Source organism: Aquipuribacter hungaricus, from assembly GCF_037860755.1.
GTDB classification, from domain to species: Bacteria; Actinomycetota; Actinomycetes; order Actinomycetales; family JBBAYJ01; genus Aquipuribacter; species Aquipuribacter hungaricus.
Genome location: NZ_JBBEOI010000083.1, coordinates 1 through 14,704, shown reverse-complemented (window position 1 = coordinate 14,704; position 14,704 = coordinate 1). Strand labels below are relative to the sequence as shown.

At 73.8% G+C, this 14,704-nt stretch carries 20 protein-coding genes; 16 read left to right on the top strand and 4 right to left on the bottom strand.

Annotated features, from left to right (window positions below):
* From WCS02_RS10495 to WCS02_RS10450, 10 genes are all read left to right on the top strand, one after another.
* The coding region (locus tag WCS02_RS10495) for a Cg1360 family ATP-synthase-associated protein (RefSeq protein ID WP_340292811.1) at positions 1-442 on the top strand (442 nt) is incomplete at its 5' end.
* A 398-nt stretch (positions 443-840) separates the two neighbouring features.
* A complete protein-coding gene (gene atpB / locus WCS02_RS10490; RefSeq protein WP_376984081.1) occupies positions 841-1,638 on the top strand; it encodes a F0F1 ATP synthase subunit A in 798 nt (265 codons plus the stop codon).
* 26 nt (positions 1,639-1,664) lie between these two features.
* Positions 1,665-1,901 carry an ATP synthase F0 subunit C gene (locus WCS02_RS10485; protein WP_340292807.1) on the top strand — a complete coding sequence of 79 codons (237 nt, stop codon included), beginning with the start codon at positions 1,665-1,667 and terminating at the stop codon, positions 1,899-1,901.
* Between the two features lie 17 nt (positions 1,902-1,918).
* Entirely contained in the window at positions 1,919-2,563 is a 645-nt protein-coding gene (locus WCS02_RS10480; RefSeq protein WP_340292805.1) for a F0F1 ATP synthase subunit B, read from the top strand.
* Positions 2,563-3,381, top strand: a complete 819-nt coding sequence (locus WCS02_RS10475; protein WP_340292803.1) for a F0F1 ATP synthase subunit delta — start codon at positions 2,563-2,565, stop codon at positions 3,379-3,381. The genes WCS02_RS10480 and WCS02_RS10475 overlap by 1 nt, the downstream gene beginning before the upstream one ends.
* Before the next feature lie 85 nt (positions 3,382-3,466).
* Entirely contained in the window at positions 3,467-5,113 is a 1,647-nt protein-coding gene (atpA, locus tag WCS02_RS10470; protein WP_340292801.1) for a F0F1 ATP synthase subunit alpha, read from the top strand.
* Positions 5,114-5,167: 54 nt separating this feature from the next.
* Positions 5,168-6,085 carry a F0F1 ATP synthase subunit gamma gene (locus tag WCS02_RS10465; RefSeq protein ID WP_340292799.1) on the top strand — a complete coding sequence of 306 codons (918 nt, stop codon included), beginning with the start codon at positions 5,168-5,170 and terminating at the stop codon, positions 6,083-6,085.
* Between the two features lie 23 nt (positions 6,086-6,108).
* Positions 6,109-7,569 (top strand): F0F1 ATP synthase subunit beta, encoded by a 1,461-nt coding sequence (gene atpD / locus WCS02_RS10460; RefSeq protein WP_340292797.1) that lies wholly within the window; start codon positions 6,109-6,111, stop codon positions 7,567-7,569.
* Positions 7,569-7,844 (top strand): F0F1 ATP synthase subunit epsilon, encoded by a 276-nt coding sequence (locus tag WCS02_RS10455; protein WP_340292795.1) that lies wholly within the window; start codon positions 7,569-7,571, stop codon positions 7,842-7,844. The genes atpD and WCS02_RS10455 overlap by 1 nt, the downstream gene beginning before the upstream one ends.
* A 46-nt stretch (positions 7,845-7,890) precedes the next feature.
* Complete coding sequence (locus WCS02_RS10450) at positions 7,891-8,367, top strand: DUF2550 family protein (protein ID WP_340292793.1); 477 nt, start codon at positions 7,891-7,893, stop codon at positions 8,365-8,367.
* Between the two features lie 42 nt (positions 8,368-8,409).
* On the opposite strand, the gene WCS02_RS10445 is transcribed toward WCS02_RS10450, so the two are convergent.
* On the bottom strand, positions 8,410-9,105 hold the full coding sequence (locus tag WCS02_RS10445) for a cob(I)yrinic acid a,c-diamide adenosyltransferase (protein ID WP_340292792.1): 696 nt from the start codon (positions 9,103-9,105) through the stop codon (positions 8,410-8,412).
* A gap of 122 nt (positions 9,106-9,227) precedes the next feature.
* On the opposite strand from WCS02_RS10445, the gene WCS02_RS10440 reads away from it, so the two are divergent.
* The 3 genes from WCS02_RS10440 to WCS02_RS10430 all read left to right on the top strand — a co-directional run bounded on the left by WCS02_RS10440 (position 9,228) and on the right by WCS02_RS10430 (position 10,592).
* The gene (locus tag WCS02_RS10440) at positions 9,228-9,554 is read left to right on the top strand and encodes a hypothetical protein (RefSeq protein ID WP_340292791.1); all 327 of its coding nucleotides are present in this window, start codon (positions 9,228-9,230) and stop codon (positions 9,552-9,554) included.
* 109 nt (positions 9,555-9,663) lie between these two features.
* Complete coding sequence (locus tag WCS02_RS10435; protein WP_340292789.1) at positions 9,664-9,981, top strand: DMT family transporter; 318 nt, start codon at positions 9,664-9,666, stop codon at positions 9,979-9,981.
* Positions 9,978-10,592 (top strand): TetR family transcriptional regulator, encoded by a 615-nt coding sequence (locus tag WCS02_RS10430; protein WP_340292787.1) that lies wholly within the window; start codon positions 9,978-9,980, stop codon positions 10,590-10,592. Before WCS02_RS10435 ends, WCS02_RS10430 begins: the two co-directional genes overlap by 4 nt.
* Here the strand turns inward: WCS02_RS10430 and nucS are convergent.
* Positions 10,589-11,281 carry an endonuclease NucS gene (gene nucS / locus WCS02_RS10425; protein WP_340292785.1) on the bottom strand — a complete coding sequence of 231 codons (693 nt, stop codon included), beginning with the start codon at positions 11,279-11,281 and terminating at the stop codon, positions 10,589-10,591. The two genes, WCS02_RS10430 and nucS, sit on opposite strands and share 4 nt — an antisense overlap.
* 81 nt (positions 11,282-11,362) lie before the next feature.
* On the opposite strand from nucS, the gene WCS02_RS10420 reads away from it, so the two are divergent.
* Positions 11,363-11,683: a hypothetical protein gene (locus WCS02_RS10420; RefSeq protein WP_340292783.1), complete on the top strand. Its 321-nt coding sequence runs from the start codon at positions 11,363-11,365 to the stop codon at positions 11,681-11,683.
* Positions 11,684-11,693: 10 nt separating this feature from the next.
* Here the strand turns inward: WCS02_RS10420 and WCS02_RS10415 are convergent, their stop codons facing one another.
* The gene (locus tag WCS02_RS10415; protein ID WP_340292781.1) at positions 11,694-12,683 is read right to left on the bottom strand and encodes a class I SAM-dependent methyltransferase; all 990 of its coding nucleotides are present in this window, start codon (positions 12,681-12,683) and stop codon (positions 11,694-11,696) included.
* A gap of 48 nt (positions 12,684-12,731) precedes the next feature.
* On the opposite strand from WCS02_RS10415, the gene WCS02_RS10410 reads away from it, so the two are divergent.
* Positions 12,732-13,304 (top strand): helix-turn-helix domain-containing protein, encoded by a 573-nt coding sequence (locus WCS02_RS10410; RefSeq protein WP_340292779.1) that lies wholly within the window; start codon positions 12,732-12,734, stop codon positions 13,302-13,304.
* 35 nt (positions 13,305-13,339) lie between these two features.
* Here WCS02_RS10410 and WCS02_RS10405 read toward each other — a convergent pair whose 3' ends face one another.
* On the bottom strand, positions 13,340-13,786 hold the full coding sequence (locus tag WCS02_RS10405) for a GatB/YqeY domain-containing protein (RefSeq protein WP_340292777.1): 447 nt from the start codon (positions 13,784-13,786) through the stop codon (positions 13,340-13,342).
* Positions 13,787-13,954: 168 nt separating this feature from the next.
* Here WCS02_RS10405 and WCS02_RS10400 point away from each other — a divergent pair.
* The coding region (locus tag WCS02_RS10400) for a cold-shock protein (protein ID WP_340292775.1) at positions 13,955-14,704 on the top strand (750 nt) is incomplete at its 3' end.

Genomic DNA, 14,704 nt, shown 5'->3' with positions numbered 1-14,704 from the left:
CCCCGCCGGCCAGCCCGGCGGCGGGGAGGCGGGTGCCGCGCTGCGGGCCGCGCTGCGCCGGGCGGTGGCGACCGCGGCGCTCGCCTGCGGGGTCGCTGCCCTGGTGACGGCCGTCGTGGCCTTCCTGCTCGTCGGCTGGCCCGGGGTGTGGGGCGCGCTCATCGGGTTCGCGGTGTCCCTGGCGTTCCTGGCCACGACCGCGCTCGTCGGCGCCCGGACCGCCGGCGGCGACCCCGTCGTCGTCGCCGGCTGGGTGCTGGGCTCGTGGCTGGTCAAGGTCATCGTGGTCGGGGTCGTCCTGTTCCTCCTGCGCGACGCGGACTTCTACGACCCCGTCGCCCTGTTCGTCGGCATCGTCGTCGGCATGGTGTGCACCCTGTTCGCGGAGTTCCGCGCGCTCACCTCCGCCCGCATCCCCTACGTGGACACCTCGGGCCGCTGAGGGCTGCAGGGCACCGTCAGCGACGGCGTCCGCGCAGTCGTCATCGACCGCGACGCCGCCTCAGGCTCCAGGACCGGCGTCCGCGCAGTCCTCATCGACTGCCTCGTCCGGTGGGAGCGCGATACCGGCGTCCGCGCAGTCATCGTCGACCGCGGGGTCGCCCGGGGACCCGTGGCCGCGGCCACCGCCCGGCGCGCGACCGGCCGGAGCGGGCCGCCCGCCGCCGGGGGTGGTGCGGTCCCGCCCGCCGGTTCCGGTAGGGTTCCCAGCGTCCGCGGGCGGATGATCACCATGCTGTGGTCGCCGCCCCGGTCCCCTCTGCTCGCCAGCCGGTCCCCGTACCGGCCAGACCCCGGGAGTCGACGCTGACGACGCTGAACGCGTTCGCCGCGCTACCGATGTCCGCCGAGGAGCACTCCGAGGACGGGTTCCACGCCCCCGAGATCGGCGAGTTCTTCCCGGAGAGCTTCCTGTTCGTCGGGACGCCGTTCGAGATGAACCGGATCATGATGGTCCGGCTCATCGCCACGGTGGCCGTGCTCGTGATCTTCGCGCTCTTCGTGCGCCGCTCGCGCCTGGTGCCGAGCCGGTTCACCTCCACGGTGGAGCTCATGCTCGACCTGGTCCGCACGCAGGTCGCGGAGCAGATCCTCGGGCTCAAGGACGGCCGCAAGTACCTGCCGCTGCTCGCGACGATCTTCTTCATGGTCTTCGCCCTGAACATCACGGGCGTCATCCCGTTCCTCAACATCGGCGGCACGAGCGTCATCGGCGTCCCGCTGCTGCTGGCGGTCGTCGCCTACCTGACGTTCATCGTCGTGGGCGTCCGTGCGCAGGGCGCCGGCGGGTACCTCAAGAGCAACCTCTTCCCGCCGGGGGTGCCCAAGCCCCTGTACGTCCTGGTGACGCCCATCGAGTTCGCCTCGACGTTCATCATCCGGCCGTTCTCGCTGACGATCCGTCTGCTCGCCAACCTCATCGCCGGGCACCTGCTGCTCGTGCTGTGCTTCTCGGCGACGGACTACTTCCTCGGCGAGGCCCTGAGCGGCAACGCGGTCGGGGCGTTCTTCCTGCTCACCCTCGTCGGCGGGTTCGCCTTCACGCTCTTCGAGGTCCTCGTCGCCGTCCTCCAGGCGTACATCTTCACCCTGCTCACCGCCGTGTACATCAGCGGTGCGCTCCACCCGGAGCACTGACCACCCCACCTGAAAGGACCACCCCTGTGGACAGCACCGTTCTGGCCGGCCTCGTCGGCAACATCGCCACGGTCGGCTACGGCCTCGCGGCGATCGGCCCCGGCATCGGCATCGGCGTCCTCGTCGGCAAGACCGTCGAGGGCCAGGCGCGCCAGCCCGAGATGGCCGGCCGCCTCCAGACCACGATGTTCCTCGGCATCGCCTTCACCGAGGCCCTGGCCCTGATCGGGTTCGCGGCCGGCTTCGTCTTCCCCGCGGCCTGATGGCCACGCCCCGCCCCGTGACCGCGGTCCTCGCCTCCGAGAGCGAGGGCTCCGTCCTCCTCCCGGCGACGTACGACATCGTCTGGTCGCTGGTCGTCTTCGTCGTCCTCTTCGTCCTGTTCTGGAAGTTCGTGCTGCCGAAGTACCTGTCGGTGCTGGACGACCGGACCGCGAAGATCCAGGGCGGGCTGGAGAAGGCGGAGCGCGCGCAGGCCGAGGCCGACGCGAAGCTCAAGGCCTACGGCGACCAGCTCGCCGAGGCGCGCGAGGAGGCCGGCCGCATCCGCGAGCAGGCCCGTGGCGAGGGTGCGGCGATCATCGCCGAGATGCGCGAGCGCGCCCAGAGCGAGGCCGACCGCGTCACCGAGCAGGCCCAGCGCCAGCTCGAGGCCGAGCGCCAGCAGGCCCTCGCGCAGCTGCACCGCGAGGTGGGCCGGCTCGCCGTCGACCTCGCCGGTCGCGTGGTCGGGGAGTCCCTGTCCGACGACGACCGCCAGCGGCGCGTGGTCGACCGGTTCCTCGCCGACCTCGAGCGGGGCGACGCCGAGCGCGCGCAGGCCGCCGAGCGTGCCCGTGCCGAGCGCGAGGAGGCGCAGAGCGCCGCCTCGTACGAGGCGGCGGGCCGCGCCGGGTCGAGCTCCGTGGGTGGTGGCACCGCCTGATGCGCGGAGTCAGCCGTACCTCGCACGCCGAGGCCGCCGAGCGGCTCGAGGCCCTGCTCGACCGCACCCAGGACGCCGGGGCGCGGGAGCGGCTGGGCACCGAGCTGTTCGCGGTCGTCGACCTGCTGGACTCCTCCGTCCCGCTGCGCCGGGCCCTCACCGACCCCTCGCGGGACGGGGAGTCCAAGGCGCGGCTGCTCGAGCGGCTGCTGCAGGGCAAGGTGTCGCCGGACACGGCGGACCTGCTCGGCGGTGCCGCCCGGTCGCGGTGGAGCGCCGCCCACGACCTCGCGGACTCCGTCGAGGTCCTCGCCGTGGACACCGTCCTCGCGGCGGCCGAGACCTCGGGCCGCCTCGACCTGGTCGAGGAGGAGGTCTCCCGCTCGGCGACCCTCCTCACCCGCGACCAGGGCGTCCGCTCGGCGCTGCTCGAGCGCCGGGCGTCCACCGGCGCCAGGGCCGACCTCGTCGGCCGCCTGGTCGGCGGCGGTGCGCCGGAGACCCGCATGCTCGTGCGGCGGATGGCGTCCAACCCGCGCGGCCGCCGCCCCGAGGCGGCGTTCGAGTTCGTCACCCAGGCGGCCGCCCGCCGCCGCCAGCGCCTCGTCGCCCACGTCACCGTGGCGGCCTGGCCCACCGACGAGCAGCAGCACCGCCTCGTCGCCGCGCTCACGCAGAAGTACGGCCGCCAGGTCCGCCTGGCCGTCGACGTCGACCCGTCGGTCGTGGGCGGGGTCCGCGTGCAGATCGGTGACGACGTCATCGACGGCACCGTCTCGCGCCGCCTCGACGAGGCCGCCGAGCAGCTCGGCCGCTGACCGCGGCACCCTGGCACGACGAGGTCCCCGACCTCGACAGCACGGCAGCAGCCAGCACCAGACACCAGACACGAGGAGCACCGAGATGTCCGAGCTCACCATCCGTCCGGAGGAGATCCGCGACGCGCTCGACGAGTTCGTCCGGTCCTACGAGCCCACCGGCGCCTCGACCGAGGAGGTCGGCCGCGTCACCGACGCCGGCGACGGCATCGCCCACGTCGAGGGCCTGCCCGGCGTCATGGCCAACGAGCTCGTCCGCTTCGGCGACGAGGCCGGCACCCTCGGCCTCGCGCTGAACCTCGACGTCCGCGAGATCGGTGTCGTCGTGCTGGGCCAGTTCACCGGCATCGAGGAGGGCCTCGAGGTCCGCCGCACCGGCGAGGTGCTCTCGGTCCCCGTCGGCGACGGCTACCTCGGCCGGGTCGTGGACCCGCTGGGCACCCCGATCGACGGCCTCGGCGAGATCGTCCCCGAGACCCGCCGCGCCCTGGAGCTGCAGGCCGCCGGCGTCATGGACCGCCAGGAGGTCCGCCAGCCCCTGCAGACCGGGATCAAGGCCATCGACGCGATGACCCCGATCGGCCGCGGCCAGCGCCAGCTGCTCATCGGCGACCGCCAGACCGGCAAGACCGCGGTGGCGATCGACACGATCATCAACCAGAAGGCCAACTGGGAGTCCGGCGACCCCAGCAAGCAGGTCCGCTGCATCTACGTCGCCATCGGCCAGAAGGGCTCGACCATCTCCGGCGTGCGCGGTGCGCTGCAGGACGCGGGCGCGCTGGAGTACACCACCATCGTCGCGGCCCCCGCCTCGGACCCCGCGGGCTTCAAGTACCTCGCCCCGTACACCGGCTCGGCCATCGGCCAGCACTGGATGTACGCCGGCAAGCACGTCCTCATCATCTTCGACGACCTGTCCAAGCAGGCCGAGGCCTACCGCTCGGTGTCCCTGCTGCTGCGCCGCCCGCCGGGCCGCGAGGCCTACCCCGGCGACGTCTTCTACCTGCACTCCCGCCTGCTGGAGCGCTGCGCGAAGCTGTCGGACGAGATGGGCGGCGGCTCGATGACCGGCCTGCCGATGATCGAGACGAAGGCCAACGACGTGTCGGCCTTCATCCCGACCAACGTCATCTCGATCACCGACGGCCAGTGCTTCTTCGAGTCCGACCTGTTCAACGCCAACGTCCGCCCGGCCATCAACGTCGGCATCTCCGTGTCCCGCGTCGGCGGCGCCGCGCAGGTCAAGGCCATGAAGTCGGTCTCCGGCTCGCTGCGCACCTACCTCGCGCAGTACCGCGCCCTCGAGGCCTTCGCCATGTTCGCCTCCGACCTGGACGCGGCCAGCCGTGCCCAGCTCGCCCGCGGCGAGCGCCTGGTCGAGCTGCTCAAGCAGCCGCAGTACACGCCGTACCCCGTCGAGGAGCAGGTCGTCTCGATCTGGGCCGGCACGACCGGCAAGCTCGACGACGTCCCGGCGGAGGACGTGCTGCGCTTCGAGCAGGAGTTCATCGACCACCTGCGCCGCCACCAGCTGGTCCTGCCCGCCATCCGAGAGACGGGCAAGCTGGAGGACGACGCGATCGCCGAGCTCGAGCGTGCGGTCACCGAGGTCAAGCAGGGCTTCCGCGGCGGGAAGGGGCAGGCCATCGGCGCCCCCGGCCACGACGACGAGGTCTCCGCCATCGACGAGGACGACGTCAACCAGGAGCAGATCGTCCGCCAGAAGCGCTGACGCGCCCACGGACGGCACGGCCCACGCAGGTCACGGAAGGACGACGACACCCCTATGGCAGCTTCGCTGCGGGTCTACCGACAGCGCATCCGCTCGGTGACCTCGACCAAGAAGATCACCCGCGCGATGGAGCTCATCGCGGCCTCGCGCATCGTCAAGGCCCAGCAGCGCAGCAAGGAGGCGGCACCGTACGCACGCGCCATCACGCGTGCGGTGTCCGCCCTGTCGAGCTTCTCCGACGTCGACCACCCGCTGACGACGGAGCGGGCCGAGATCCGTCGTGCGGCCGTGCTCCTCATCACGGCCGACCGCGGCCTGGCCGGCTCGTACTCCTCCGCGGTCATCCGCGAGGGCGACCGGCTCGCCGAGCGGCTGCGCGGCTCCGGCAAGGAGGTCGTGCCGTACCTCATGGGGCGCAAGGGGACGGCCTTCTACGCCTTCCGCAACCGCCACGTCGAGCAGTCGTGGACCGGTGACTCCGACGCGCCGCAGTTCGACGTGGCCAAGGAGGTGGGCCAGACCCTGGTCGACGCCTTCCTGCGCGGCAGCGACGACGGCGGCGTCGACGAGATCAACATCGTCTTCACCCGCTTCGTCAACATGGTCAAGCAGGAGCCGACGGTCATCCGCCTGCTGCCCGTCGAGGTCGTCGACGAGGTCGCCGCGGTGCAGCAGGAGGTCACGTCGGACCTGCAGCCGCTGTACGCCTTCGAGCCGGACCCGGCCACCGTGCTGGACGCGCTGCTCCCGCAGTACATCCAGAGCCGGATCTACTCCGCCATGCTCTCCGCCGCCGCCTCCGAGCTGGCGGCACGGCAGCAGGCCATGAAGTCCGCGACGGACAACGCCTCGGACCTCATCCGCAAGCTCGAGCAGCAGGCCAACGCCGCCCGCCAGGCGGCCATCACCCAGGAGATCAGCGAGATCGTCGGCGGCGCCGACGCTCTCGCCTCCTCCGGAGCCGAATCATGACCAGCACGACGGAAGGAACTCCCATGACCGCCACCGCCTCCGAGCAGTCGTCTGCCAAGGTCGCCGGCACCGGCCGCGTCTCCCGCGTCATCGGCCCGGTCGTCGACATCGAGTTCCCCGTCGACGCCATGCCGGACATCTACGCCGCCCTCAAGTCCGACGTCGTCATCGGCGAGACCACCCGCACGCTGACGCTCGAGGTCGCCCAGCACATCGGCGACAACCTGGTCCGCGCGATCTCCATGCAGCCCACCGACGGCATGGTCCGCGGCGCCACGGTCGTGGACACCGGCGAGCCCATCACGGTGCCCGTCGGCGACCAGACCAAGGGCAAGGTCTTCAACACCATCGGCGACGTCCTCAACCTCAAGGAGGGCGAGACGTTCGAGGTCAAGGAGCGCTGGCCCATCCACCGCACGGCCCCGGCGTTCGACCAGCTGGAGTCCAAGACCCAGATGTTCGAGACCGGCATCAAGGTCATCGACCTGCTGACCCCCTATGTCCAGGGCGGCAAGATCGGCCTGTTCGGCGGCGCCGGCGTCGGCAAGACCGTCCTCATCCAGGAGATGATCTACCGCGTCGCCGAGAACTTCGGTGGTGTGTCGGTGTTCGCCGGTGTCGGCGAGCGCACCCGTGAGGGCAACGACCTCATCGGCGAGATGACCGAGTCCGGCGTCATCGACAAGACCGCCCTGGTCTTCGGCCAGATGGACGAGCCGCCGGGCACGCGCCTGCGCGTGGCGCTGTCGGCGCTGACGATGGCGGAGTACTTCCGCGACGTCCAGGGCCAGGACGTGCTGCTGTTCATCGACAACATCTTCCGGTTCACGCAGGCCGGCTCCGAGGTGTCGACCCTGCTGGGCCGCATGCCCAGCGCCGTCGGCTACCAGCCGAACCTCGCCGACGAGATGGGCCAGCTCCAGGAGCGGATCACCTCCACGCGCGGCCACTCCATCACCTCGCTGCAGGCCGTCTACGTCCCCGCCGACGACTACACCGACCCGGCGCCGGCCACGACGTTCGCCCACCTGGACGCGACCACGGCGCTGAGCCGCGACATCGCCTCCCGCGGTCTGTACCCGGCCGTGGACCCGCTGACGTCCAACTCCCGGATCCTCGACCCGCGGTTCATCTCCGAGGAGCACTACCGCACGGCGACCCGCGTCAAGCAGATCCTTCAGCGCAACAAGGAGCTGCAGGACATCATCGCCATCCTCGGTGTCGACGAGCTGTCCGAGGAGGACAAGCTGGTCGTCAACCGTGCGCGCCGGATCGAGCAGTTCCTGTCCCAGAACACGTACATGGCCGAGAAGTTCACCTCGGTCCCCGGGTCGACGGTGCCGCTCGCGGACACCATCGAGGGCTTCTCGAAGATCGCCGACGGCGAGCTCGACCACGTCGCCGAGCAGGCGTTCTACAACGTCGGCGGGCTCGACGACGTCCTGCGCCAGTGGGACCGGATCCAGAAGGAGACCGGGTCCTGATGGCGCTGCAGGTGCAGCTCGTCGCCGCGGACCGCGAGGTGTGGACCGGCGAGGCCAGCATGGTCTCGGCGGTCACGCCGGACGGCTCGCTCGGTGTCCTGCCGGGGCACGAGCCGTTCCTGTCGCTGCTCGCCGACGGGCCGGTCTCGGTCACGGGCAGCAGCGGGGAGCGCGTCGTCGCGGACGTCTCGTCGGGCTTCATGTCCGTCGACCACGACCTCGTGACGATCGTCGCGCAGCGGGTGCAGGTGCACCCGGGGTCCGCGAAGGCCTGACGGGACCACGCCGACGGACGCGCTGCTGCTGGGGCTGCCGCTCGGGGTGGGCGGACCGGGGGTCCTCGACGACGAGGTCCCCTGGCTGCACGTGTCCGTCGGGCTCGCCCTCCTGCTGGGCGTGCTCGTCGCGGTCGTGACGACCGTGGTGTCGGTGGTGCTCCAGTGGCGCCGCTTCGTCGCCGGGCTCGGGGCGTTCGAGTGCTTCGTCCGGCTGCCCGACGTCCGGGGGCGGGCCGGCAGGTGGCGCCGCGGCGCCGCCCGCTTCGACCCGGCCGCACTGCGCTGGTTCCCGGCCTACACGCTCCTGGCGTCCCGGTCGCTGGTGTTCGAGCGCTGCGAGATCGAGCTCAGCGGGCGCCGGTCCTCCGACGACGGCGAGGGCGTGCCGCCCGGCCTCACGGTGCTGCGCGGGACCACCCGCTCCGGCGACGTGGAGCTCGCCGTGCCGGCGTCGTCGGCGTCGGCGCTCGTGCTGTGGGCCGAGTCCGGGCCCCCGGGGCGCGGCGTCAACGTCGCCTGAGCCAGGGGTCCGTCCCTGGGGGCCCGTCGTCGTGGGCGGGTCTCAGGACGGGGCGAAGGTGTCCGTCGTCGGGACGCCAGGACCGGTGGTCGACGGGTCGGCCGCCGACGGTGCGCCCGGGTCGGCCTGACGGCCGCCGCCGGGGGCCCACATGACGTCGCCGACGCTGCGGTTGGCGTACCGCGACAGGACGAAGAGCAGGTCCGAGAGCCGGTTGAGGTACTGCGCGGTGAGGCTGTTGACGCCGCCGTGGCCGTCCTCGGCCGGCACCGCCTCGCTGCCGTAGCGCTCGAGCGCCTCCCAGGTCGAGCGCTCCGCTCGGCGGACCACGGTGCGGGCGGTGTGCAGCAGGGCCGCCGCCAGGGTGCCGCCGGGCAGCACGAACGAGCGCAGCTTGGGCAGGTCCGCGTTGTAGGTGTCGATCGCGGCCTCGAGGTCGGTGACGTAGGCCTCCGTGACGCGCAGCGGCGGGTACTCGTACGACGGGCGCAGCGGCGTGCACAGGTCGGCCCCGACGTCGAACAGGTCGTTCTGGACCCGCAGCAGCAGCTCGGCGACGTCCTCGTCGAGCTCGGCCCGCGCCGCGCCGGCCAGCACCTCGCCGATGGCGCAGTTGGCCTCGTCGGTGTCGGCGTAGGCGACCAGGCGGGTGTCGGTCTTGTGCGTGCGCGACATGTCGCCCAGGTCGGTCGTGCCGGCGTCACCGGTCTTGGTGTAGATGCGCGAGAGGATGACCACGGGCTGCAGCCTAGGTCGGCGCCCCCGGACCGGCCTCCGCAGACGGGCCTCGCAGAGGACGCCCCCTGCGGCAGCCGCGACCCGCGGGGCGCGGCCGGCCGCGGCAGGCGCACACTGGGCCCGTGGCCACCTGGGAGAGCTACAGCTACGCGTTCGGCCCGCTGGTCGCGCTCGGGCTCGTGGTCGTGCTCGTCGTGCTGCTGCGGTGGACCTTCAGCCACGGCCGGTCCGTGGTGTCGCGCCGGCCGCAGACCGGGACCGAGGAGGAGTACGGCCTGCTCACGGCCGTGGCCAAGCCCGGCACGTTCGTCGAGGCCGAGATGCTGCGCCAGCGGCTCGTCGAGCACGGCATCCGCGCCACGCTCGCCCCGACCACGGACGGTCCCCGCGTCATGGTGTTCCCCGCCGACGTCGCCCTGGCCGGCGAGGTGCTGCGCACCGCCCCCTAGGCGCCGCCGCCGAGCACCGCCCCCTCGACGCCACCCCCTCGGCGCCGTGACGGAGTGGTACGGTCGTCCCAGTCTGGTACGTCCGTACCAGTCGAGGAGGGATGCTCTCGTGGCCTGGGTCCTGGTCGTCGTCGCCGGTCTGTTCGAGACCGTGTTCGCCGTGTCGCTCAAGCTGTCGGACGGGTTCCGCCACGTCGGCTGGTCGGTCGCCTTCGTCGCCGCGGCCGCCGTCAGCTTCTCGCTGCTCAACGCCGGCCTGCGGACCCTGCCGGTCGGGAGCGCCTACGCGGTCTGGGTGGGTATCGGCGCGGTCGGCACCGCCGTGGTCGGCATGGTGTGGTTCGGCGAGCCCGCCGGTGCGGCGCGGCTGCTGAGCATCGTGCTCGTCGTCGCCGGGGTCGTCGGCCTGCAGCTCACCAGCCGGTGACCGCGGGGACCGGCAGGGGCGGCCAGCGGCGCGCCGCCCTGGTCGCGGCCGCGTCGGCCCTGCTGGGGGAGGGGGGACCCTCCGCCGTCACCGCCCGCGCGGTGGCCGGCCGGGCCCAGGTCCCCCTGGCGGCGGTGTCGTACTACTTCCCGGGCGTCGACGCGCTGCTCGCGGAGGCGGCCGAGGAGCTGTTCACCGGCTACCGCCGCCGTGCCGGCCAGCTCGCGGCCTCGGCCGCGGGGTCGGGCCTGCCCTGGGAGGAGACCCTCGTGCGGGTCTGGTTCGACCCCTCCGACGGCGGCCCCGAGGCGGGGCGGGTGCGCGGCACGCTCCAGCAGGTGCTCGTCGCGGCGACCGCGCCGGCGCTGGCGGCGTCGCTGCAGCGCTGGGACGCGGCGCTGGTGCACGAGGTCGAGCAGGTCCTGCGCGCCGCCGGCCGCAGCACCGCCCGCACCCGGCTGCTGCTCGCGGCCCTGGACGGCGCCGCGCTCGCCCGCCTGGGGGGCGTCGACGCGGCCACCGGCCGGCCGGTCACCGGGGGGACCCTGCTGGAGGGTCTCGTGGCCGACCTGCGCGCGGTCGTCGACGACCTCGCGCCCGTCCGCGCCTAGAAGAGCCGGGCGGTGGGGTCGTCGCGACCGGACAGCCCGACGTAGTCCACGACCACGCACTCGATGCCCCGGTCGGTCGCCAGCACCCGCGCCTGCGGCTTGATCTCCTGCGCGGCGAAGATGCCGCGCACCGGCGCGAGCATGGGGTCCCGGTTCATGAGCTCCAGGTAGCGGGTGAGCTGCTCCACCCCGTCGATCTCGCCCCGCCGCTTGACCTCCACGGCCACGTGCGCGCCGGCCTGGTCGCGCAGCAGCAGGTCGACCGGGCCGATGGGGGTCATGTGCTCCCGCCGCACCAGGCGCATGCCCTCGCCGAAGGTGTCGGTGTGCGCGGCGAGGAGGACCTGCAGGTGCGCCTCGACACCGTCCTTGACCAGCCCCGGGTCCACCCCCAGGTCGACGCTGTGGTCGTGCAGCACCTCGTGCACGACGACGCGCAGCTCGTCCTCGCCCTTGCGGGCCCGGACGCGCCACACCTCCTGGGTGCCCTCGGGGTCGGTCTCCGCCGGTGCCTCCACCGTCGTCGTGCACGGCGGCGACATCCAGTTCAGCGGCTTGTACGACCCGCCGTCGGAGTGCACGAGCACCGAGCCGTCGGCCTTGACCACCAGCAGCCGGGTCGCCGGGGGCAGGTAGGCGTCCAGGCGCCCGGAGTAGGTCACCTCGCAGCGGGCGATCACCATGCGCACGCCGGGAGCCTAGGCGCCCGGCGTGGCCCGCCGGACCGCGCGGCGTCGGGCGGGCGCCCCGCGCCGGGGGACACTGGGGGCATGGCGCCCCGGTCCCGACCCTCCTCCCGCGGCCTGTCCAAGTGGCAGCGCGCCGGGGCGCAGGAGCGGCCGCTGCGCCTGGTCGGGACCCCGGACACCACCGAGCACCACGCCGACGGCGACTGGGTGGTGCGGCGGATCAGCGGCGCGACGTCGACCAAGGACTACGTCTGCCCCGGCTGCACCTCCCGGATCCGGCCCGCCACCCCGCACGTCGTCGCCTGGCCGGCGGAGCGCCCGCTCCTCGGCGGCGAGGCCGCCGACGCCCGGCGCCACTGGCACACCGCCTGCTGGGAGCGCCGCAGCCGCACCGGCCGCTGAGCCGCGGTCCTCAGGCCCGCCGGGCCGCCCACGCCGTCCGGGTGCTCCGGACGACCAGGTCGCCGCGACGCTCGAGCGAGCCGGGCGCGCCGTCGTCGAGCAGGACGTCGAGGACTCGGACGTCGTCGGCGGCCAGCCGGTCGGCCAGCCTGGACCGGACGCCCGACAGCACCCGCCGGGCGTAGCGGGCGGTCGCCGCCGGGGCGGGGACGGGCTCGTAGGAGAAGACCCGTCGCTCGAGCAGCTCCAGCCCGGCGGCCTGCAGGTGCGGGCCCCAGTCGGGGTGGGCGTTCCACCCCTGCGCGGCCATGACGTCCCGGCACCGGTCCTCCAGGCCCGGGCGGCCCGCGCCGAGGTCGTCGGGCAGGAAGCGGGGGAAGCCGTCCATCTCCACGACGAGGACGGTGCCGCCCGGCTCGAGCGCCTGCCGCAGCCCGGCCAGGAGCCGGTCCGGGTGCCGGAGGTGGTGCAGCGACGAGGCCGCCCACGCGAGGTCGACGGGACCGACGTCGGGGAGCCCCTCGTCCAGGTCCGCCTGCAGCGTCCGCACCCGCGTCCCCAGGTCGAGGCCGAACGCCGTGACCCGGAGCCGGTCGAGCATGGCGGGCGAGGAGTCGACGGCGAGCACCTGGGCCTGCGGGAACCGGCGCGCCAGGGCGAACGTGCCCGTCCCGGTGCCCGCACCCAGGTCCAGGACCCGCCGCGGGGCGCAGGGGGCGTGGCCGCGCGCCCAGGCGGTGAGCCCGCCCAGGTGGCCGACCACCACGGCGTCGAGGTCGAGCACGCCGGCCTGGCCGTCGTCGTCGTGCCCGCCGCCGTGGCCCGCGCCGTGCCCGGCGTCGTGGCCGGCGTCGTACCCGGCGTCGTGGCCTGCGTCGTGGTCCAGGCCGTGCCCGCCTTCGTGGCGACCGAGGTCGTCCGTGTGCTCGTCCGTGTGCTCGTCCGTGTGCTCGTGCGTGTGCTCGTGCGTGTGCTCGTGCGTTCGTGGGTCGGAGGTCATGCCGTCGACGGTACGCACCGTGTGCGCACGGGGCATACAGTCTTGCCCATGGAGCAAGGACCCGATCTCGACCGCGTCGTCCGCCAGCGGATCCGCGGCCTCCGGCTGTCGCGCGGCTGGACGCTCGACGCGCTCGCGTCCCGCTGCCACCTGAGCCCGTCGAACCTCAGCCGGATCGAGACCGGGAGCCGTCGCATCGCGCTGGACCAGCTCGTCCCCATCGCCCGGGCCCTCGGCACGACGCTGGACGAGCTCATCGCCTCCGCCGACGAGCAGGACGTCGTCATCCGGCCCCGGGCCACGGCCTCGGGCGGGGTCACGGTGTGGCTGCTGTCGCGCGAGAGGGCGGCCGACGGCGTGGTCGTGGCCAAGATGCGGATCACCGAGGAGCGCCCTATCGGCCCGGAGGACATGGTCGTCCACCCCGGTCGCGACTGGTTCACCGTGCTGTCGGGCACCGCCCTGCTCCGGCTGGGGGACCGCACGCTGCTGGTGGAGCAGGGGGACGCGGCCGAGTTCTCGACGATGACCCCGCACGTGGTCGGCGCCCACGGTGGGCCGGTCGAGATCCTCACCGTCCTGGACGGGGCGGGGGAGCAGAGCCACCTGCCGCCCGGCTGAGCCGGGCGGGTCCGGTCCGTCCGGGTCGGGACAGGTCAGGACAGGCGGGCCCTGACCAGGGCGGACACCGCGCCGCCGTCCGCGCGCCCCTGGACCCGCGCGGTCACGGCCTTCATGGCCGCGCCCATCTGCGCCCGACCGGTGAAGCCCTCCGCGGCGAAGACCTCGTCGACGAGCGCGGCGAGCTCCTGCTCCGACAGCTGCTGCGGCAGGTAGGCCTCGAGGACCTCGGCCTCGGCGGTCTCCGTGCGGGCCAGCTCGGGGCGACCGGCGTCGGCGTACACCTGCGCGGACTCGCGGCGCTTCTTCGCCTCCTTGGCCACGACCCGGTGCACCTCGTCGTCGCCCAGGGTGCGCTGCACCTTGCCCGCCACCTCGGCCTCCTTGACGGCGGTGAGCAGCATGCGCAGCGTCCCCACCGTGAGGGTGTCGCCGCGGCGCAGCGCCGCCGTGAGGTCCGCGCGCACGTCGTCGACGAACATGGGTCTCTCCTCCTGGTGCCCGCGGGCCGGGCGGTCCTGGTCGCGGGCCGTGCCCGTGGGCGCGACCTCGGGGTGGGAGGTCGATCATGCACCTGCCTCCGCACCCGCCGGGCACCCCGCACGGTCCGTCACACTGGGACCCCACCCCCGCCTCGACTTGGAGCACCCGTGACCCAGGGCACCGTCCGTTGGTTCGACGCCGAGCGGGGCTTCGGCTTCCTCGCCCCCGAGGACGGCGGCGAGGACCTCTTCGTCCACGCCTCCGAGGTCCTCGGCGGCGGCGGGGGGGCGACGGTGCTGCGCGAGGGCCAGGCCGTGGAGTACGAGGTGGGCGAGGGCGACCGCGGCCCGCAGGCGCGCCGCGTCCGGGTGACCGGCGACGTGGCCCCCGGCGCCCCGCTGGGCCTGCTGGGCACGGTGGCCTGGTACGAGCCGGGCAAGGGCTACGGCTTCGTCACCCCGGACGGCGGCGGCACGGAGATCTTCGTCCACAGCTCGGCCATCGTGTCCGGGGGCGTGGTGTCGGAGGGGCAGCGCGTCGCGTTCCTCGTCGGCGAGGGCGAGCGCGGCCCGCAGGCGGAGCACGTGCTGCCGCTCGGCCCGGGGGCCGGCGCCGCGGGCACCGGGGGCGGGCATGCCGCTGCCGGCTCCGCGCCGGCCGACGGCGCCGACGGCACGGTGTCGTGGTTCGACGTGGACAAGGGCTTCGGGTTCGTCACCCCCGACGGCGGCGGCGAGGACGTGTTCGTCCACGTCCGGGCGCTGTCCGGCGGTCTGGGCTCGCTCGCTGAGGGCGACCGGGTCACCTACGGCGTCGTCCAGGGCGACAAGGGCCCGCAGGGCAGGGACGTCCGGCTGGCGCGCGGCACCCAGGCCCGGCAGCCGGCGCGCACGTCGGCGCCCCCGCGCCAGGCGGGC